The 18731-nt window shown below is 63.7% G+C and carries 18 protein-coding genes and 2 pseudogenes; 17 read left to right on the top strand and 3 right to left on the bottom strand.

The window, feature by feature from the left end:
- Positions 1–58 precede the first annotated feature (58 nt).
- Together ACLFKU_RS04345 and ACLFKU_RS04350 are read right to left on the bottom strand one after the other, a co-directional pair.
- Complete coding sequence (locus ACLFKU_RS04345) at positions 59–1291, bottom strand: acyl-CoA dehydrogenase family protein (protein WP_410848271.1); 1233 nt, start codon at positions 1289–1291, stop codon at positions 59–61.
- A 33-nt stretch (positions 1292–1324) separates the two neighbouring features.
- Complete coding sequence (locus tag ACLFKU_RS04350; protein WP_368581753.1) at positions 1325–1894, bottom strand: peroxidase-related enzyme; 570 nt, start codon at positions 1892–1894, stop codon at positions 1325–1327.
- Positions 1895–2248: 354 nt separating this feature from the next.
- Between ACLFKU_RS04350 and ACLFKU_RS04355 the strand changes: the two genes are divergently transcribed.
- From ACLFKU_RS04355 to ACLFKU_RS04415, 13 genes and pseudogenes are all read left to right on the top strand, one after another.
- Positions 2249–2479 (top strand): hypothetical protein, encoded by a 231-nt coding sequence (locus ACLFKU_RS04355; protein WP_410848272.1) that lies wholly within the window; start codon positions 2249–2251, stop codon positions 2477–2479.
- Positions 2480–2660: 181 nt separating this feature from the next.
- Entirely contained in the window at positions 2661–3128 is a 468-nt protein-coding gene (locus ACLFKU_RS04360) for a rhodanese-like domain-containing protein (protein WP_410848273.1), read from the top strand.
- 45 nt (positions 3129–3173) lie between these two features.
- On the top strand, positions 3174–4151 hold the full coding sequence (epsC, locus tag ACLFKU_RS04365) for a serine O-acetyltransferase EpsC (protein ID WP_368581756.1): 978 nt from the start codon (positions 3174–3176) through the stop codon (positions 4149–4151).
- Positions 4148–4392 (top strand): annotated as a pseudogene (locus ACLFKU_RS04370) (helix-turn-helix domain-containing protein). Before epsC ends, ACLFKU_RS04370 begins: the two are co-directional and overlap by 4 nt.
- Before the next feature lie 107 nt (positions 4393–4499).
- Positions 4500–5432: a family 2A encapsulin nanocompartment shell protein gene (locus ACLFKU_RS04375; protein ID WP_410848274.1), complete on the top strand. Its 933-nt coding sequence runs from the start codon at positions 4500–4502 to the stop codon at positions 5430–5432.
- Entirely contained in the window at positions 5407–7446 is a 2040-nt protein-coding gene (locus ACLFKU_RS04380; RefSeq protein ID WP_410848275.1) for a family 2A encapsulin nanocompartment cargo protein cysteine desulfurase, read from the top strand. The genes ACLFKU_RS04375 and ACLFKU_RS04380 overlap by 26 nt, the downstream gene beginning before the upstream one ends.
- A 288-nt stretch (positions 7447–7734) precedes the next feature.
- A pseudogene (locus ACLFKU_RS04385) lies at positions 7735–7977 on the top strand (LLM class flavin-dependent oxidoreductase); the annotation flags it as partial.
- A gap of 495 nt (positions 7978–8472) precedes the next feature.
- Complete coding sequence (locus ACLFKU_RS04390) at positions 8473–9405, top strand: TauD/TfdA dioxygenase family protein (protein WP_368581759.1); 933 nt, start codon at positions 8473–8475, stop codon at positions 9403–9405.
- A gap of 42 nt (positions 9406–9447) precedes the next feature.
- The gene (locus ACLFKU_RS04395) at positions 9448–10485 is read left to right on the top strand and encodes an ABC transporter substrate-binding protein (RefSeq protein WP_410848276.1); all 1038 of its coding nucleotides are present in this window, start codon (positions 9448–9450) and stop codon (positions 10483–10485) included.
- Between the two features lie 31 nt (positions 10486–10516).
- Positions 10517–11317, top strand: a complete 801-nt coding sequence (locus ACLFKU_RS04400) for an ABC transporter ATP-binding protein (RefSeq protein WP_410848277.1) — start codon at positions 10517–10519, stop codon at positions 11315–11317.
- Positions 11318–11336: 19 nt separating this feature from the next.
- Positions 11337–12149 (top strand): ABC transporter permease, encoded by an 813-nt coding sequence (locus ACLFKU_RS04405; RefSeq protein ID WP_410848278.1) that lies wholly within the window; start codon positions 11337–11339, stop codon positions 12147–12149.
- Positions 12150–12204: 55 nt separating this feature from the next.
- The gene (locus ACLFKU_RS04410; RefSeq protein ID WP_410848279.1) at positions 12205–13854 is read left to right on the top strand and encodes an FAD-dependent oxidoreductase; all 1650 of its coding nucleotides are present in this window, start codon (positions 12205–12207) and stop codon (positions 13852–13854) included.
- The gene (locus ACLFKU_RS04415) at positions 13851–14168 is read left to right on the top strand and encodes a 4Fe-4S binding protein (RefSeq protein ID WP_410848280.1); all 318 of its coding nucleotides are present in this window, start codon (positions 13851–13853) and stop codon (positions 14166–14168) included. The genes ACLFKU_RS04410 and ACLFKU_RS04415 overlap by 4 nt, the downstream gene beginning before the upstream one ends.
- 78 nt (positions 14169–14246) lie before the next feature.
- On the opposite strand, the gene ACLFKU_RS04420 is transcribed toward ACLFKU_RS04415, so the two are convergent.
- Positions 14247–14447, bottom strand: a complete 201-nt coding sequence (locus ACLFKU_RS04420) for a hypothetical protein (RefSeq protein ID WP_410848281.1) — start codon at positions 14445–14447, stop codon at positions 14247–14249.
- Positions 14448–14693: 246 nt separating this feature from the next.
- Here ACLFKU_RS04420 and ACLFKU_RS04425 point away from each other — a divergent pair, with 246 nt between their 5' ends.
- The 4 genes from ACLFKU_RS04425 to ACLFKU_RS04440 are packed head-to-tail and all read left to right on the top strand — an operon-like array spanning position 14694 to position 18691.
- Positions 14694–15707: an ABC transporter substrate-binding protein gene (locus ACLFKU_RS04425; protein WP_410848282.1), complete on the top strand. Its 1014-nt coding sequence runs from the start codon at positions 14694–14696 to the stop codon at positions 15705–15707.
- Positions 15708–15728: 21 nt separating this feature from the next.
- The gene (locus ACLFKU_RS04430; protein ID WP_368581767.1) at positions 15729–16772 is read left to right on the top strand and encodes an ABC transporter permease; all 1044 of its coding nucleotides are present in this window, start codon (positions 15729–15731) and stop codon (positions 16770–16772) included.
- Positions 16766–17602: an ABC transporter ATP-binding protein gene (locus ACLFKU_RS04435; protein WP_410848283.1), complete on the top strand. Its 837-nt coding sequence runs from the start codon at positions 16766–16768 to the stop codon at positions 17600–17602. Before ACLFKU_RS04430 ends, ACLFKU_RS04435 begins: the two co-directional genes overlap by 7 nt.
- A 54-nt stretch (positions 17603–17656) precedes the next feature.
- A complete protein-coding gene (locus tag ACLFKU_RS04440) occupies positions 17657–18691 on the top strand; it encodes an ABC transporter substrate-binding protein (protein ID WP_410848284.1) in 1035 nt (344 codons plus the stop codon).
- Positions 18692–18731 lie beyond the last annotated feature (40 nt).

Genomic DNA, 18731 nt, shown 5'->3' on the forward strand with positions numbered 1-18731 from the left:
GCAAAACGCCCGCGTGCAATGCCCGCAAGGGCCAAAAACCAAAGGATGACGGTCGGCTTCACGACCTGAACACCTCTACATCGCCGACACGTCGCAAATTCAGCTGCTTGTTCAGCGTAGCCTTAGGCGGATGGAATGCGCCCGCACGTACATCGCGATATAGCCGTTCCAGTTCCGCACGCCGCGCCAACGCGCCGGCCCCGGCAATTTGCAGCGAAAGGTTCACGACGCGCAGCGCGCCATCCACCGCGTGCTGTTTCGCGGCCAGCAGTTTCGCGATCCACGGTTCGGGCTCCGGGTAGCCGGACCACCATCTATCGGCGACGCGTTCCAGTAATGCCTCGATGCTGTCGAGTTCGATCGACGCCTCGGCGACGCTGCGCTGCGTGAGAGGCTTGTATGCGTAGGTCCTGCCCTGCAATGCGGCGGATGAGCGCGTGGTGGCGGACGCAAGCGCGAGAGCGAACGCACGTTTTGCCGCGCCGTAGTACACGGCGGCCAGCCCCGGCAGGACGGCGCCGAGAATGCCGTCGACGAACGGATCGTTCGGCGGTCCGGCAGGCAGCACGCGAATTACGCGATCCTTGCGCGCCACCGCGCCCTCCAGCAGGGTATCGTCGCTTTGCGTCGCGCGCAGGCCGAGCGCGTCCCATGTCTTGACCGTGCGATGACCCGGCGCGCTGCGCTCGATAAACGCATGCACGATCTTAGGATGCGCGGGGTCCGAGTCGTCGAGACCGTGAACGCCGAGCCAGTCCCAAACGGGAGCCAGCGACGTGAAAATCTTGCGGCCGTCGAAGCGGTAGCTGCCGTCGGCGAGCGGCGTCGCCTTCACGAACGAGTGGGCGAGACCCAGATCGTTGCCGGGTTCACCGTGGCCAGCGGCGAAGACCTTGCCGGCTGCGGCCTCGGTAAGAATCCATTGCGCGGAGTTGTCGCTAAGCCGCCGCAAATGCAGCGCCGCGCCGATCCAGTATTGATGCATGTTCAACGCGAGCGCCGTGGCGGGCGCACGTCCCGCGAGCCGGATCTGCTGCTGGATGAATTCGGGCAATGTAAGCCCCAAGCCTCCCAACTCGACTGGCACGCTCGCACGCAGAAATCCCGCCTGTTTCAGCTCGTCGAGGTCTTCGGCAAAGAAGCGGTTCTCACGATCGTATAGCGCCGCGCGCGTACCGATGCGATCGAGCAGCGCTTCAGAGAGCAACGAACTGGATGTGTTGGCGGCTTGCGCTTGGTTATTCGTGGGGGCGGATAGGTCGGGTTCCAGTGCCGTACTGACTGTGCTCACAGTGATTTTCTCCTTCTCCCATACGACGATTGTTCAAGCGAAGTATTTGTCGTCGGGGACGACGCCCAGCGAAATGAAAATGCGGTTCGTGTGGTTGAACCACGACGCCGTTTCAACAGCTTCGAGAATGGCCGGCTCGGAAAGGCCTTCGCCACGCAGCCGCTCGAAATCTTTTTGATTCACGCTGCGCGGGTCTTGCGTCACCTTGATCGCAAGATCGGCGAGTGCCTGCTCACGCGACGAAAGCCCCGCGAAATGAAGGTCCGTGGCAATGCGGCGTGCTTTTGCCGGATCGTCGAGCGCGGCGCCCAGTGCGTGAGTGTGATGAAGCGCGCACAGACCGCAGCGGTTGGTCGTGGAGACAACGACCGCGATCAGTTCGCGTTCGACGAGCGGGAGCTTCCCGCCTGTCGCGCCAAACAGTTGTTCGAAGTAACGGACGAAGCGCCGGGTGGTGTCCGGATTCAATGCGAGCGCGCGAATCCAGTTATCGCCGTCATGCGATTGCACGAGCCGCTCGATGTCGTCGGGAAGGGCGTCATTATTGGCGTGTCTGAGCCGCGAGAGCGCGCTTTCCGCTTGAGTGTCAACAGCTGCTGTCATATCAATGCTCCTTGGACGGGTTGCCGCGAGAAGAGAGACTGATGCGCCTGATTATCGTCAGCGGCTTGCCGCGCGCGCCAATATTGATTTGGCATTTGCATAGCGGCGCGAATGCGTTTCGACGCAGTGAAACGAATGCCCCTGCGATGGCGTCGAAGAGTGCCGCGGCGTCGCCGGAAAAAGCGTGATCGACGTTGTTGATTCGAAGGCCTCGGAACGCGGCGACGTTCGATCGTCCAGAAAAGATTAGCGTTTGATACGCGTAGTGAAATCCAATCCATCAAACCTTGTTTGCCGTTCTTTTATGCGAACGCTAGATTGAGTCCATAGAGCAATGGATCGATTGGAGGTCGCATGGCCACGGCAATTTTCCCGAGTGGGCTGCTGCGTCCCGTGCGGACCTTGCGGCAGCGTTATGCGAAGCGTTCATCGGCACAGTCCGATGAGCGTTCCGACGGACTACGCGCGCCAGACAAGCGCGCGCAATCGGCGGAGCGGATCGCGGCGTATGCGCGCGGCGGCTATTTCCATTTGGAATACACGCCGGGCATGTTTGTCGTGCCGCACGATCTGCCGCCGGATTGAATGGCAAGCAGCGTTTCCGTAAGTCGCAGCGACTAAACCGATGCTTCTTTAGAAATGAAAATAAATTGGTTCGGCTTCGGTCGCCGATCTCTCATAGTGTCTCCTGATGGCTATAGGCGGTTGCATTCGCCATTGTCTAGAAACAGCGCGTAAGGAATCGCGCTATATCGAAGGAGACGTCATGACGCTTGAACTCGCAGAACGATCCACCGACGCGCTGCTCGAAAGCGCCCGCGCACGCGCTGCCGAAGCGGGCCTGTCCTATGCGGGCGGCGTGCCGCCGCAAGACGCGTGGGCACTCGTTCAGGCCGGCGCCGCAGTCCTCGTGGACGTGCGCACTGCCGAGGAACGCAAATTCGTCGGACTCGTGCCGGACAGTCTGCATGTTGCATGGGCAACTGGCACGAGCCTGACGCGCAATCCGCGCTTCGTGCGCGAGCTTGAAGCGAAGACCGGCAAGGATGCGGTCGTGCTGTTGCTGTGCCGCAGCGGCAACCGCTCCGCGCTGGCGGCCGAGGCTGCCGCGAAAGCGGGCTTCACGCGGGTTTTCAACGTGCTGGAAGGTTTCGAAGGAGAGCTGGACGACGCGCAACGGCGCGGCGCCAGCAATGGTTGGCGTTTTCACGGCCTGCCGTGGATTCAGGACTGATGCACCTGAAACGGTCCGCGCTGCACTTTATGGGGAGTCAACGCTGTGGCAGTGTTCGACGTCGATGAAATAGTTCAGGCGCTTCAGACGGTGCGCCAGCAGTGGCGTGAAGTGCAGAAGCGTTCGCTCGAACCAGGCGGGCGCGAGTTGCCGGGGCGCGAAGCGCTCGCGGACATCGTCGATACGCTGAAGGGTGTGCTTTTTCCGATGCGTCTCGGGCCCGCCGATCTGCGGCAGGAGAGCGAGAACTTCTACGTCGGGCATGCGCTCGACGCGGCCTTGCATGCGCTACTGGCGCAGGCGCGGCTGGAGTTGCACTACCGCACCCGGCACGACCCACCGCCCGCGGCCGTGGTGGAAGCGCAGGCAAGCGTCGCGGTGCGCGCGTTCGCGACGCGCTTGCCGGCGATCCGCACGCTGCTCGACAGCGACGTTCTCGCCGCGTTTCATGGCGACCCCGCGGCGGGCAGCGTCGATGAAGTGCTGTTGTGCTATCCGGGCGTGCTCGCGATGATTCACCACCGCATCGCGCACGAATTGTACGGACTCGGTTTGCCGCTGCTGGCGCGGATCGTTGCCGAGCATGCGCATGCGCAGACCGGGATCGATATTCATCCCGGCGCGAAGATCGGCGCGGCGTTCTTCATTGATCACGGCACCGGCGTGGTGATCGGCGAGACGGCCGTGATCGGCGAGAGGGTGCGCGTCTATCAGGCGGTGACGCTCGGCGCCAAGCGCTTTCCTCGCGACGCGCAAGGGCACCTGGAGAAGGGGCACGCGCGTCATCCGATCGTCCAGGACGACGTGGTGATCTACGCGGGCGCAACCATACTCGGACGCGTGACGCTCGGCCGGGGTTCGGTGATCGGGGGCAATGTGTGGCTCACGCAGGATGTCGCGCCGGGGTCGCACGTGACGCAGGCGGTGTCGCGCAATGAAGGCACCGGCGTTGCCGTGCCGGGCGAACGCACGTCACGCGCGCAGCGGGAGGACGAACCTCTCGTGACGGGAGCAGCGCGATGAGCGGCCTCGTCAGGGAATTCGGCGCGGCGGTCAGACGGATGAGACTTATGGCTGGTCGCAGGAGCAACTGGCCGAGTACGCCGAACTGAACCGCTCCTATGTCGGCGAGATTGAACGCGGTGCCGCGATCGCATCTATCGTCACGGTCGACAAACTCGCGCGCGCGTTTCAGGTGCCGATAGAACGTCTGCTCAATCCTGCCGCTGCAACTGCGGAGGTCGATCCCGCTTCGCTGCGTTAGATCGAACGTTGCTGTCTATAGCATGTTGAAGGGCCGGGGTTGGCTCTCGATAATCTGTTCCGCTCATAAGCTTTCCCGATTTTCATCTAACAACCCCGGAGCAACAGATGACAGCAACAGTGGGCGGCCTGACGGCGCTCGGCGATACCGCAGCACGGCAACTAGCTAATGCCACCAAAACCGTTCCGCAACTCGCGACGATCACGCCGCGTTGGCTCACGCACCTGCTGCAGTGGCTGCCGGTCGAGGCAGGCATCTATCGTCTGAACCAGGTGAAGAATCCTGAAGCGGTGGTGGCCGCCTGCACCGCGCGTGAAGATGAGAGCGCATTGCCGCGCACTTTTGTGCCGTACGAGGAAGCGCCGCGCGAGTACTTTCTCAATGCGGTCAGCACGGTGCTGGATGTGCATACGCGGGTCTCGGATCTGTACAGCAGCCCGCACGATCAGATCAAGGAGCAACTGCGCCTCACGATCGAAACGATCAAGGAGCTGCAGGAAAGCCAGCTCATCAATAATCCCGATTACGGTCTGCTCGCCAACGTCGCTGAAGAACAGCGCGTGTTTCCGTTGACCGGCGCGCCGACCCCGGACGATCTCGACGAGCTGCTCACGAAGGTCTGGAAAGAGCCCGCGTTCTTCCTCACTCATCCGCTCGCGATCGCCGCGTTCGGCCGTGAATGCACTCGCCGTGGCGTGCCGCCGCCCACCATCAGTCTGTTCGGCTCGCAGTTCCTGACGTGGCGCGGTATTCCGCTGATTCCGTCGGACAAGGTGCCGGTTGCGGACGGCAAGACCAAGATCCTGCTGCTGCGCGTCGGCGACAAGCGCCAGGGCGTGGTCGGCCTGTTCCAGCCGGGTGTCGCGGGCGAGCAGGGTCCGGGGCTGTCGGTCCGCTTCATGGGCATCAACAATCATGCGATCGCGTCGTATCTGATCTCGCTCTATTGCTCGCTCGCCGTGCATTCGCCGGACGCGTTGGCGGTTCTCGATGACGTGGAGATCGGCAAGTACCATGACTACCCAGACACCTACAAGTAAGCCGATGGACAACGTCCCGCCGCACGAAGTGCCTGACGGTCCTCCAGCGGGATTGCCCGACCCCGCGCTTCTGGCGTCGCTCGCTAACGCGTTCTTCTCGGCGCTGCCGGGCAATGCGCCCGATACGTCGGCAACGCCGGGTCTCGCGGGCACGCAGCCGTTCACCGCGCCCGTGACCAGCGAGCTCGGCAATCCAGCTCCGGCTGGGTCGCCGCTCGCGGGACCCGGAGGCACGGGCACCGGCATCCCGGGCGCGGCGTTGCCGCAAGGTCACGTGCCGGGCGGCAACCTGCTGCCTTCCGCGCCGACGCACGTTCTGTCGCTGGGGCATCGCGCGCCCGCGCTGGTGCCGCATGCGGCGGCTCAGAACGGCTTGCCCGATAACGTGGTGACGGTAGCGCCCGCGCTCGATCCGCCTTTTGGCAGCGCCGCGCTGGGTGTGCCGGAAGGACAGGGCGCGCAGCGTCAGGGCGGCGGTGGAGCGCTGGCAAGGCAGTCGGCTTCGCCTTACTACTTCCTCGGCGATGCGACGCACTCGCGAGAGACTTCCGCCGTGCCGCCGGAGATCGTCGTGCCGGGCTGGCAGGAAGTGACCGCGCAATCGCTCGGCTTGCCTGCTGTTGACGGGCCGCTTGTCGAACAACGCTTTCCGTATGACCGGGCGGCTGCTTCACCCGCAGCGGCGCAACCCGCGAGCCCGTCACACTATTTCCTGAATATGCAGGATCGTTCTCGCACGCCGGGGCAGTCGCTTCATGGCGCGCAGAACGTCCCGCAGGCGGCAAGCGCGGCGCATCCACCGTTCGACGTGAATGCGATTCGCCGCGACTTTCCGATTCTGCAGGAGCGCGTTAACGGCCGGCAACTCGTATGGTTCGACAACGCCGCGACGACGCACAAGCCGCAGGCGGTGATCGACCGGCTCGCGTATTTCTACGCACACGAAAACTCGAACATCCATCGCGCGGCGCATGCTCTGGCCGGCCGCGCGACCGATGCCTACGAGGCGGCGCGCAGCAAGGTGCAGCGCTTCATCGGCGCGGCATCGCCGGAGGAGATCATCTTCGTGCGCGGCACCACCGAAGCGATCAACCTGATCGCGAAGACGTGGGGCGTGCAGAACGTTGGCGAAGGCGACGAGATCATCGTGTCGCATCTGGAGCATCACGCGAACATCGTGCCGTGGCAGCAGCTTGCCGCGCAGACCGGCGCGAAGCTGCGGGTGATTCCGGTCGATGACAGCGGGCAGGTTTTGCTCGACGAATACCGTCGGCTGCTGAATGACCGGACAAAAATCGTCTCGGTCACGCAGGTGTCGAACGCGCTGGGCACCGTGGTGCCGGTCAGGGAGATTGTCGAGCTTGCGCATCGTGCGGGCGCGAAGGCGCTGGTCGATGGCGCGCAGTCGGTATCGCACATGCGTGTGGATGTGCAGGCGCTCGACGCGGATTTCTTCGTGTTTTCGGGCCACAAGGTATTCGGTCCGACCGGCATCGGCGTGGTGTATGGCAAGCGCGCGATACTCGAAGACATGCCGCCGTGGCAAGGCGGCGGCAACATGATCGCGGACGTGACGTTCGAACGCACGGTGTTCCAGCCGCCGCCGAACCGCTTCGAAGCGGGAACGGGCAATATCGCCGATGCGGTGGGCCTGGGTGCGGCGATCGATTACGTTCAGCGCATTGGTATCGAGAATATCGCGCGTTATGAACACGATCTGCTCGCGTACGCAACGAGCGTGCTGCAACCGGTGCCGGGCGTGCGGCTGATCGGCACGGCGCGCGACAAGGCCAGCGTGTTGTCGTTCGTGCTGAAGGGCTACGAAACCGAAGAGGTGGGCAAGGCGCTCAACGAGGAGGGCATCGCGGTGCGCTCCGGGCATCACTGCGCGCAGCCGATCTTGCGTCGCTTCGGTGTCGAGGCAACGGTGCGGCCGTCGCTCGCGTTCTACAACACGTGCGATGAGATCGATGCGCTGGTGTCGGTGGTGCGGCGGCTGTCATCGCGACGCTGAAACAGGCGGCGGCCAGCAACGGCCGCCGCTTCCTCGCGTGTGAAATGCGCGGGCGGCAAGCACGGCGATCGCTCCATGAGCGCCGCACAAAGCGCGACGCATAGCTGACACGCCACGATAGCCATTGAAGATTCGCTTCCTTCACCGTCGTCGCAAATTCCCTTATCGTTCATTGTGCTGCGGCGCTAACCTCGCATGGTTCGGGTATCCCGCGGCGCAACCTGGACACGGCAGCAACGGAGCGCCTCGGGCGCGTAACGCCTTCGCCGCGGTCCAGCCCAACAACGCATTCGGCGAAGCGCGAGACATGAGCACGCTTCGCCGACGAGCGTGACTGCGCGGTCGGCATCCATCCAGTCCGCACTGGCCGCGGTAACGGAGAAGATGGGCCTGGTCGCCACCGCCTCGACCACCTTCGACGCCCCTTACCATGTCGCGCGGCGCTTCGCATCGCTCGATCGCATCAGCGGCGGGCGGGCAGGCTGGAACGTCGTCACGACGTCCAATCCCGATGCCGCGCTGAACTTCGGAGGCGCGGGCTGTTTCGTCGTGAATACGTGGGCGCGACGCTGCGCGAATATCTCGGGCTGCCACGGCCTGCCAATCGCTTCTTTCCCACCTGAGCGCCGCGCGTTCTTTAGTCCATTAGACTGGCGAAGTACCGCACTTGCGTCGCCGGACAGTCTCCGGCCTGCCCACATCTATTAGCCAAACATGCCGACCGGCAGCCCTTGCCGATTGTGTCACATCGCGCCTCCGCGGCGCGGCTTGTCATCCTTGTTCCGCTCGAACACGTATTGCGACGCTGTAGCCAGCGCAACCATCGAGCGCTATCGAAACAGCGAATCTTTCACTATAGGCAACGCATCGCCCGCACGGAAAGAAACTTTGGTTCGAACCTAGTATGACCGCGCCGACTAAACGAATCGCTATCCGTCACATATTCATGCGCGGAATCGTTGGTTGCCGATGCCGTGCGCGCTCTGCTTTCATGGAGTCCGCCATCGATCCCATAAGGAGGAAGCCATGAGTTCAGTACTCGAGGTTCAGCAACCGCACTCCGCAGCACATCAGGACATTCGCGTGCGCCGATACAAACCGCTTATCGGCGCAGTCATCGAAAACGTCGACCTGTCCCAACCGCTCAGCGACGCCAACCAGCGAACCGTGAGGCAGGCACTCGTGGATCACGGCGTGATCTTTTTTCGCGAGCAGGAGCTTACGCCCGAGCAGCATGTCGCGCTGGCACGCATCTTCGGCACGCCCATTCGCAAGAACATCTATCTGCCGGCCGTCGCGGGCTTCCCGGAGATCGAGGTCATCGCCCATAGCGAGAAGACGCAATCCGGCGGCACCGACAACTGGCACGTCGATGTTTCATGGCAGGCACAGCCGCCCAAGGCAACCGTCCTTCACGCACAGGAGATTCCCGAAGGGGGCGGCGGCGACACGATCTGGACCTCGTCGGCGGCAGTCTACGACTTGCTGGATCCCGATCTGGCCCGCTACTTCGAGAAACTGAAAGCGGTCAACACGTTCATCGCTTCGCCGAAAAAGCATGCGCTTGCGGACCTGTTGAGCGGCTACGACATTCCCGAGGGAACGAGCGAGGACAACGTTCAGGCCGGGCTCGAACGGGTGCGCGACGCTTCGCAAAAGTTTCCGCCGATCGAAGTGCCGGTGATCAAAACGCACCCTGAAAACGGCCGCAAGCTGGTGTTCGTCAACGAAGGACATACGAGCCATCTGCTCGGTGTTTCGAAGACGGCGAGTCAGAGCCTGCTGAACTATCTATACGACCTGATCAAGACGCCTGAAGTGCAGGCGCGCTTCGAGTGGAAAGCCGGCGACGTCGCGATCTGGGACAACCGTCAGGTCCAACACTACGCGGCGCGCGACTACGGCTCGGCGCGGCGGCGCATTCACCGCATCACGCTGGAGCACGACGGGGTTTTCTAACTGGGGCTCGGCCTTCGGCATTGGATCACGGAGAAACGGAACATGAAGCAAACGGCTCGACGCTGGCGGCAGCGTGTCACATGGATCTTCTACCTGGCGTCGCTGATCGCGGGCGGATTGTTTTGCGGCGCGTCTGCGTTTGCGCAGACTCCTGAAAAGCTCGAACTGCGCTATCAGGGCTGGGCGAGCAAGGTGCTGTATCCCGAGCTTGCCGAGGATCTGGGCTATCTCGCGCCGATCAAGCTGAAGTGGGTCGGCAATACGATCAGCGGACCGCAGGACATTCAGGCCGCAGTAACCGGAGACGTGGATTTCGGCGGCGCGTTCAACGGATCTATCGTGAAGCTGGTGGCCGCGCATGCGCCTGTGAAGGCCGTGATTTCGTACGTGGGCACCGACAAGGACACCAACGGCGGACTGTTCGTGTTGCAGGGCAGTCCGATTCATGGTCCGCGCGATCTGATCGGGCACAAGGTGGGCGTCAATACGCCGGGTGCGTATGAGCAATACCTGGTGACGGCGTATCTGGAGAAAGCGGGGTTGTCCAAAGATGAAATCGACAAGGTAGTGTTCGTCGCCGCGCCGCCGGTCAACCTCGCGCAGCTTCTCAAGCAGAAGCAGCTCGACGCGGTGTTCCTCGAAGACATCATCAAGGACAAGCAGCTCGCGCAAGGCGGCGCCACGCTGCTGGTCACCGACTATCAACTGTTCGGCTCGTTCGGCTACGCGAGTTATCTGTTCACGGATCGCTTCATCGCGCAGAACCCGAACACGGTGCGCAAGTTCGTCGATGGCACGGCGCGCGCGATCGAATGGGCGAAGACCACGCCGCGCGCCGAAGTGGTCGCGCGTCTGAAGAAGATCGTCGAAGCGCGGCATCGCAACGAGGATACGACGATCGTCGATTACTGGAAGTCGGCGGGCGTCGGCGGCAAGGGCGGCTTGATCGACGCGAACGATTTCACGACATACATCGACTGGTACGTGAAAAACGGCGTGCTGAAGCAGAACCAGGTGAAAGCCGAGAGCATCTACTCGAACCAGTTCAATCCGTTCAATCAGTCGGTGGCGTCCCACTAGGGCGCTATCGCGTCGACTTCCGAGGCCTGCGATGGGTGCTGCAATCGGCGTGCGCAACGTCACGAAAGGATTTCATCTGAAGCGGCGCGGACACTTCAGCGTGCTGGAGGACGTGTCGTTCAACGTGGCCGCTGGCGAGTTCGTGACGCTCGTCGGACCCAGCGGCTGCGGCAAGACTACGCTGCTCGATCTGATCGCGGGATTGGCGAAGCCCGACCGTGGACAGATTCTCGTCGATGGCCGCGCGGTCGAAGGGCCGGGTCTCGACCGGGGCGTGGTGTTTCAGCAGTACGCGCTGTTTCCGTGGCAGACCGCGCTCGGCAACATCGAGTTCGGCCTCGCGGCGAAAGGCGTGCCGAAACCGGAGCGCACGGAGAAGGCTCGCGCATTCCTCGGACTCGTGGGCCTGAGCGGTTTCGGCGACCGCTATCCGCATGAACTGTCGGGCGGGATGAAGCAGCGTGTTGCGATCGCGCGCGCGTTGTCATTCGAGCCCGACGTGCTGCTGATGGACGAGCCCTTTGCCGCGCTCGACGCTCAGGCCCGCGAGACACTGCAAGACGAACTGCTGCGGATCTGGCAACGCACGGGCACCACGATCGTGTTCATCACGCATTCGATCGATGAGGCGATCTATCTCGGGCAGCGCGTGCTGGTGATGGCGGCAGCGCCGGGACGTGTCACGCATGCGCTCGACGTGAATCTGGAGCGGCTCGACCTGAATGAAGACCTGCGCTCCAAACCTGAGTTCGTGCAGCTGAGACACGAGATCTGGCAACTGACGCATCAGCCGCGCGCGGTCTCGCGCGCGGCGGTCGCGCATGCGGCCTGAACCTGGAGCCCGAACGAAGATGAGTACGTTATCCACCCGCTTTTTGTCGGCTGGCTCGTGGGCCACTGGTCTCGTATCGACATTGTCGCGCGTGCTGCGCGGCGGTGTCGTGATCGTCGCGTTCTGTGCGCTGTGGGAGATTCTGCCGCGTGCTGGCTGGATCGACGCGACGTTTCTGCCGCCTTTTTCGACGGTGCTTGGCGCGCTGATCGAGATGCTGCGTTCGGGCGAGCTTGAACAACACCTGTTCGCCAGCGCGTCGCGAGCGCTCGCGGGGTTCACGATCGCAGTCGCGGTTGGCGTGCCGTTCGGTTTAATGATTGGCTGGTATCGAACGCTGGCCGAAATGCTCGATCCGCTGCTCGAACTGTTTCGCAATACCGCGCCGCTCGCGCTGCTTCCGGTGTTCGTGCTGGTGCTGGGAATGGGCGAGACCTCGAAGGTGTCGATGGTCGTCTATTCGTGCGTGTGGCCTGTCATGCTCAACACCGTGAGCGGCGTGCGCAACGTCGATCCGCTCCTGATCCGCTCGGCGTTGTCGATGGGACTCACGCCGGTGCAACTGTTTCGCAAAGTCGTATTGCCAGCATCGGTCCCGGCTGTGTTCACCGGCATACGCGTCGCGGCGGCCTATTCGATTCTCGTGCTGATCGCCGCCGAGATGGTCGGCGCGAAGGCGGGGCTCGGCTACCTCGTCAATTATTCGCAATTCACATTCGAGATTCCGAAGATGTACGCGGGCATCGTCACGCTCGCGCTGCTCGGGCTCGTCTTCAATCACGCGGTGTTGCTTGCGGAGCGGCGGCTCACGGCCTGGAAGGGCGAGCGCTGAGCGCGCTTTGGCTTCGTGAGGGAATGGCAACGGTCATCACAGGAGATGCATTTTCATGACGGACAATCCGGCGAGAAGCGGTGCGCCCAGGGTCACTCACGCGGATAAGGGCACGCGGCACGATGCCGATGTGCTCGTGATCGGCGGCGGTCCCGCCGGCGCGTGGGCGGCGATCAGCGCGTCCGCGCGCGGCGCGCAAGTCGTGCTTGCGGACAAAGGCTTCTGCGGCACGTCGGGCGCGACCGCGCCAGCAGGCACCGGCGTCTGGTATGTGCCGCCGGACGGGACATCGCGCGCTGCCGCGAAAGCGAGCCGCTTCAAGCTCGGCGGCGAACTCGCGGACCAGTCGTGGATGGATCGCGTGCTGGAGCAGACCTGGCTGAACGTGCAGCAACTCGCGGAGTGGGGCTATCCGTTCCCGCTCGACGAAACCGGCACCGAGCGGCGCACGTCGCTGCAAGGGCCTGAGTACATGCGGCTGATGCGCAAGCGCGTCAAGGAGGCGGGCGTGCGCATCCTGGACCACAGCCCCGCGCTCGAATTGCTGATCGACGAGGACGGCACGGTGTCGGGTGCTGCGGGTATCGATCGTCAGGCGGGCGAGCCGTGGCTCGCGCGCGCGGGCGCAGTGGTGATCGCGACGGGCGGCTGCGCGTTTCTCAGCAACGCGCTCGGCTGCAACGTGTTGACGGGCGACGGCCAGCTGATGGCCGCCGAAGTGGGCGCGGTTCTGTCGGGCATGGAGTTCTCGAATGCGTATGGACTTGGGCCCGCGTTTTCGTCGGTGACCAAATCGCTGTTTTACAACTGGGCGACTTTCTACTATCGCGACGGATCGGCGATTCCCGGCGCGGGATCGTCTCATGGGCGCGGTGTGATCGCTCAGGTACTGGAGAGCCAGCCGGTGTACGCGCGCCTCGATCGCGCCGACGAACAGGTCCGCGCATGGATGCGCAAGGCGCAGCCCAACTTCTTTCTGCCGTTCGACCGTCAGGGCATCGACCCATTCGCGCAGCGGTTTCCCGTTACGCTGCGCCTCGAAGGCACGGTGCGTGGAACCGGTGGTCTGCATCTGATCGACGAGTCCTGCGCGACGTCCGCCGAGGGCTTGTATGCGGCTGGCGATGCGGCCACGCGCGAGCTCATCTGCGGCGGCTTTACCGGAGGCGGCAGCCATAACGCGGCGTGGGCGATGTCGTCCGGCTTTTGGGCCGGCGCGGGCGCAGCGGACTATGCGCGCTCACGACGGGGCGCTACGCGCTCAACATGCGTCGTGCGCGCCGGAGGCGTGGCGCTGCGCGACGGCGGCGGCAGTGCGCCTTATGACGCCGATGAAGTCATCCGCGGCGTGCAGCAGGAAGTGTTTCCCACGCAACGCAACTGGACGCGCGACGGCGCGCTGCTCGAAGACTCGCTGACGCGGCTGGACACGCTATGGCAGCGGGTACGCCGCGCGGCTCCAGCACGCAGCGCACAGGAAGCCGTGCGCGCGCGCGAGGCGGCAGCGATGCTGGCAACCTCGCGCTGGATGTATCGCAGCGCGTTGCAACGCACCGAGACGCGCGGCATGCATCGGAGGAAGGAGCATGCGACGCCGGACCCGGCGCAGCGCGAACGGTTGTTGAGCAGCGGACTGGACAGAGTGTGGGTCGAAAGACTGGATGCACGACGCTCGGCGGATTTCGTCAAAGGAGTTGCCGCATGATCGAGATTGTCGATAGCGAGCGCTGCACCGGCTGCAATATCTGCGTGCGCGCGTGTCCGGTCAACGTGTTCGAGGTCGTGCCGAACGAACCGCCCCGTATCGAGCGTCAGAGCGATTGCCAGACGTGCTTCATGTGCGAACTGTATTGCCCGGAAGATGCGCTCTTCGTCGCGCCGCAAGTCGAGCCGTTGCGGAAGGGGGAAGTGCGTCCGGTCGAATTCGGTCAGTACCGTCGCGCGATTGGCTGGGGGCGCGACCGGCAGCCTACCGCCGATCAGGACGCGAGTTTCGAATTGCTGGCTCGTGTTCATTGAACGGCATAAGTCTTCGGGTGCGCAGAATTAGCTTATGGTCGACGCGCTGCCACGCTTAGCCCATATACATCGTTGAGCTTACCGCGTGCGCTTGATGAGATAGATGCCCATTTCGTCGATTGGGCGAAAAATGATCAAAGGAACGGACAGGTCGTTGCGGTATTTTTTCTGGGCGCTCGCGATTGCCGGGGCAGTCGGATCGCTGGCTGCGTGCAGAGAGGCGGACTCCGTGCAAGAGGCGCTGCAAAGCGCGTCGAAGAAGCCGGTTCCGGGCGGCACCCTCACCTGGGGCGTAACGACCGAGCCCGCGTGATCCGATCCGCGTCGCGACGGCTCCTATTCCCGGATAAGCCACGTCTCCCCCGAACGTGGCATCGCATCACGCGCTGGACGCGCACTCACCTATTGATGCGGTGCTGACATGCAAAACATAAATATTGAATAAATATAAACATATCGAAATCGAATAATTCTCACGCGGGTCCTTCCTCGCTACTCTGTGCTGACTATCTTCGGCGAGGACTTATGACCCCTTCCGTTCCAGCGTCTTTTTCCACGCGGCGACGCGTGTTGCGTGCGCTCACTGCAGCGCCGCTCGCCGCAGTGGCCGCCGCGGCACGTGGGCAAAGCGTGTCCGCGGCCAGTCCAAACGCGAGCACGGCAAGCAACGGCGTAACGCTGGTGCTCGGCGATCAGGCCGGCGGCACGCGGGCGCTGATCGAAGCATCGAATGTACTGGACGGCGCACCTTACGCATACCGCTGGGCTAACTTCCAGGGCGCCGCGCCCTTGTTCGAAGCGCAACGCGCGGGCGCCGTCGATCTCGCGCCTGCGGGCGACTTGCCAGTGCTCGCCGCGGCAGTGGGCGACCCGTCGTTGAAAATCGTGGCGACCCGCGTCGGGTCGGGCGCGCAACTCGGCATTCTGGTGAGCCCGAATTCGACTATTCGCACCGTGGCCGACCTCAAGGGGCGCACGGTGTTCGTCTCGTCGGCGCGCGGCAACATTTCGCAGTTCCAGCTTTATGGCGCGCTGGCGGAAGCGGGTTTATCAAAAGATGACGTCAACGTGCGCTTCATTCTGCCGGTCGACGCGTTCGCCGCCTTCGCGTCCGGTTCGATCGAAGTGTGGGCGACTTTCGACCCGTACTACGGAATCGCCGTGCAGCGCGGCGGCCGGGTGCTGCGCGACGGCAGCGGGATCAACAGCGGCCTCGGCTTCATCACTGCGTCGGGCAACTCACTGACGGACCCGCGCAAACGCGCGGCGATTGCCGATGTCCTGAAGCGCTATCAACGCGCCGGCGATTGGGCCCTTGCGAACCCCGATGCCTATGCGCAGATCTACGCGACGCTCACGCGCTCGCCACTCGACGCCGCGAAGCAGATCACGCAGCGCGCTTCGCTGAAGCAGCACTTCGTCACCAACGCGGACATCGAAGCGCTGCAAAAAGTAGCCGACAGCGCGAACCGCGACGCGATCCTGCCACGCCGGATCGACGTGCGCGCGATCTCGGAAACCCATCTTGCCAGCGCATGACCTCGACTGACGGAGCGCGACATGTCCACGCAAACACAAACTTTCCCTCGGGCCAATCTTGCCGCCGATGCCGCGAGCACTGCGCGGCACGACCCCAAGCTGATCGTGTCCGGGCTCGCCGCGCTTGGATGGCTCGGCGGCGCGGCGATCACGCAATGGTGGCCCGCACTCGACGACTGGCCATACACGCGTGAACTGCTGATCCTCAAGCTGCTGTTCGCGGTGTTATCGGCGGGTATCGGCGTGGCGGGCTGGAGAGTGAACGCCTCGACACACGCGGCAAGCGCAAAGCGTCTGCGCGTGCAGGCGTGGCTCAACGCGGCGCCCTGGCTGTTGGCGCTGTCTATCGGATTGACGGCATGGGAAGTGGTCACCGCGCAGCTCGAATGGCTGCCGCGTCCGTTCTTCGCGCCCCCGCAAGCATTGCTCGCCGTCTATGCGGACGATCTGCCGAGACTCGCGTCGAGCGTCGGCCACTCGTTCGTGTTGCTCGCGTATGGCTACGTGTGCGGCGCGCTGGCGGGCTTCGTGATCGGCGTCAGCATCGGCTGGTCGAAGGCGGTGGGGTATTGGCTTCATCCGATCCTGCGCCTTGTGGGTCCGTTGCCCGCCACCGCGTGGCTGCCGCTCGCCTTCTTCTTTTTCCCGTCGAGCTTCAGTGCAAGCGTGTTCCTGATCGCACTCGCTGCCGCGTTCCCGGTCGCCGTGCTCACATGGTCCGGTGTAGCGAGCGTGAGTTCCGCGTATTACGACGTGGCCCGCACTCTCGGCGCGCGGCCATCGTTCCTGATTCTTCGCGTCGCCATTCCGGCTGCGTTGCCTTCTGTATTCGTCGGGCTGTTCATGGGTCTGGGCGCGTCGTTCGCGGTGTTGATCATCGCGGAGATGATGGGCGTGAAAGCGGGCCTCGGCTGGTATCTGCAATGGGCGCAGGGCTGGGCCGCCTATTCGAACATGTACGCCGCGCTGCTCGTGATGGCGCTGATGTGCTCGGGGCTCATCACGTTGCTGTTTCGCGTGCGTGACCGTCTGCTGACATGGCAAAAAGGATTGCTCAAATGGTAGCCGCTTCTCTGTCTCAATCGTTTTCCGGGTCGTTTCGGCAGGCCTCGTCCGCTCACGCGCGGCGAGGCACGCGAGTCGATGTGCGCGAGGTCAGCCATCAATTCACGCTGCGCGGCGAGGCGCTGCCCGTGCTCGACAACATCAGCCTCACGGTCGAGCCCGGCGAGTTCGTCGCGCTGCTTGGCGCTAGCGGCTGCGGCAAATCGACGTTGCTGAGGCTCGTCGCCGGCCTCGATGCGCCCGCGCGCGGCGAGATCCACGCAGACGGCGAAGCGATCGCTGGTCCCGATCCGTCGCGCGTCGTCGTGTTTCAGGACCCGACGCTGTTTCCGTGGCGCACCGTGCGCGACAACGTCGGGCTCGGTCCCCAGGCGCAGCGCAAAGCACGCGGCGATCAGGCGAAGCGCGAAACCGCGGAACGTATCGACGCAGCGCTGCAGACGGTCGGCCTGTCCGCGTTTGCGAACGCGTTTCCGCATCAACTGTCGGGGGGGATGGCGCAGCGCGCGGCACTCGCGCGCGCGCTGGTCAATAACCCGCGCCTTCTCGTGCTCGACGAACCGTTCGGCAAGCTCGATTCGCTGACGCGTATCCGCATGCAGGCGGAACTCGTGCGGCTGTGGCAGGCGGAAAGGTTTTCCGTGCTGCTCGTCACACACGACGTCGAGGAAGCGCTGTACGTCGCGAACCGCGTGATCGTGCTGAGCGAACGGCCGGCGCGCATCGTTTCCGAGGTTCGCAACGACGCGCCGTATCCGCGCCATCGCGACGATCCCGCGCTGGTGTCGTTGCGCCGCGATGTACTGGGGCTGCTGGGCCTCGAAACGTAGCCCGCGCGCAGACGCGGCCATAGACCATCCACTCAAGCACAGGGAAGCAACACGATGAACCATACCGACGACAATCAGCCATCGAACGCCGCGCGCCGCGTGTGGCTGCGCAACACCGCGTGGGCCGCCGGCGCGGCTGCCCTGGGCGGCGCGGCGTTCGGACTGCCGGGCGTGCGCGCATCGGCTGACGAAGCGCTGAAGCCGCTCAAGCTTTCATGGAACGCGTCGGCGATCTGCACCGCGCCCGTGCCGGTCGCGGAGAAGCAGGGTTTTTTCCGCAAGCATGGCTTGCAAGTTGAACTGGTCAACTTCGCAGGCTCGACCGACCAGCTGCTCGAAGCGATCGCAACCGGCAAATCGGATGCAGGCGTCGGCATGGCGCTGCGCTGGATCAAACCGCTTGAACAGGGCTTCGACGTGAAACTGACGGCGGGCATTCACGGCGGCTGCATGAGACTGCTCGCGACGAAGGCGTCGGGTATCGTCGATCTTCAGGGGCTTATGGGACGCACGGTCGGCGTGAGCGACATGGCGAGCCCCGCGAAGAATTTCTTCGCGGTCACGCTAAAAAAGATCGGCGTCGACCCGGACAACGATGTGCACTGGCGTCAATATCCCGCTCCGCTGCTTGGCGAAGCATTGAAAAAGGGCGAAGTGCAGGCGATCGCCGATGGCGACCCGACCATCTGGACCTTGCGCGAAGGCGACCATTTGCAGGAAGTGTCGAACAACCTGTGCGGCGAGTACGCGAACCGTGTGTGCTGCGTGCTGGGCGTGCGCGGCTCGCTGATCCGCAAGGACCGCGCGACGGCGCAAGCGCTGACTCAGGCCTTGCTCGAAGCGACCGAGTGGACCGCGAACAACCCCGCGCAGGCCGCCGCGATCTTCGCGCCGAACGCGCCGGGCGCGAATGTCGAGCAACTGACGGCGATGCTCAAGAGCCATACGGACCACCATCATCCGGTGGGCGATGCGTTCAAGAAGGAAATCGCGCTCTATGCCGACGATCTGAAATCGGTCGGTGTGTTGAACGACGGTACCAATTCGGATCGTTTCGCGGCGCGTGTGTTTTCGGACGTGCTTGCCTGACGTGCAAAAAGCCGCGACGCGCGCCTGGTTAGCAGGCGCG

The organism is Paraburkholderia sp. EG304, assembly GCF_046543485.1.
Lineage (GTDB): Bacteria > Pseudomonadota > Gammaproteobacteria > Burkholderiales > Burkholderiaceae > Paraburkholderia > Paraburkholderia youngii.

What these genes read in the sequence shown, in the direction of transcription:
- ACLFKU_RS04350 (WP_368581753.1), bottom strand. Translation starts at nt 1,894, where the DNA reads ATGACAGCAGCTGTTGACACTCAAGCGGAAAGCGCGCTCTCGCGGCTC.
- ACLFKU_RS04355 (WP_410848272.1), top strand. Translation starts at nt 2,249, where the DNA reads ATGGCCACGGCAATTTTCCCGAGTGGGCTGCTGCGTCCCGTGCGGACC.
- ACLFKU_RS04360 (WP_410848273.1), top strand. Translation starts at nt 2,661, where the DNA reads ATGACGCTTGAACTCGCAGAACGATCCACCGACGCGCTGCTCGAAAGC.
- ACLFKU_RS04375 (WP_410848274.1), top strand. Translation starts at nt 4,500, where the DNA reads ATGACAGCAACAGTGGGCGGCCTGACGGCGCTCGGCGATACCGCAGCA.
- ACLFKU_RS04380 (WP_410848275.1), top strand. Translation starts at nt 5,407, where the DNA reads ATGACTACCCAGACACCTACAAGTAAGCCGATGGACAACGTCCCGCCG.
- ACLFKU_RS04390 (WP_368581759.1), top strand. Translation starts at nt 8,473, where the DNA reads ATGAGTTCAGTACTCGAGGTTCAGCAACCGCACTCCGCAGCACATCAG.
- ACLFKU_RS04395 (WP_410848276.1), top strand. Translation starts at nt 9,448, where the DNA reads ATGAAGCAAACGGCTCGACGCTGGCGGCAGCGTGTCACATGGATCTTC.
- ACLFKU_RS04400 (WP_410848277.1), top strand. Translation starts at nt 10,517, where the DNA reads ATGGGTGCTGCAATCGGCGTGCGCAACGTCACGAAAGGATTTCATCTG.
- ACLFKU_RS04405 (WP_410848278.1), top strand. Translation starts at nt 11,337, where the DNA reads ATGAGTACGTTATCCACCCGCTTTTTGTCGGCTGGCTCGTGGGCCACT.
- ACLFKU_RS04410 (WP_410848279.1), top strand. Translation starts at nt 12,205, where the DNA reads ATGACGGACAATCCGGCGAGAAGCGGTGCGCCCAGGGTCACTCACGCG.
- ACLFKU_RS04415 (WP_410848280.1), top strand. Translation starts at nt 13,851, where the DNA reads ATGATCGAGATTGTCGATAGCGAGCGCTGCACCGGCTGCAATATCTGC.
- ACLFKU_RS04425 (WP_410848282.1), top strand. Translation starts at nt 14,694, where the DNA reads ATGACCCCTTCCGTTCCAGCGTCTTTTTCCACGCGGCGACGCGTGTTG.
- ACLFKU_RS04430 (WP_368581767.1), top strand. Translation starts at nt 15,729, where the DNA reads ATGTCCACGCAAACACAAACTTTCCCTCGGGCCAATCTTGCCGCCGAT.
- ACLFKU_RS04435 (WP_410848283.1), top strand. Translation starts at nt 16,766, where the DNA reads ATGGTAGCCGCTTCTCTGTCTCAATCGTTTTCCGGGTCGTTTCGGCAG.
- ACLFKU_RS04440 (WP_410848284.1), top strand. Translation starts at nt 17,657, where the DNA reads ATGAACCATACCGACGACAATCAGCCATCGAACGCCGCGCGCCGCGTG.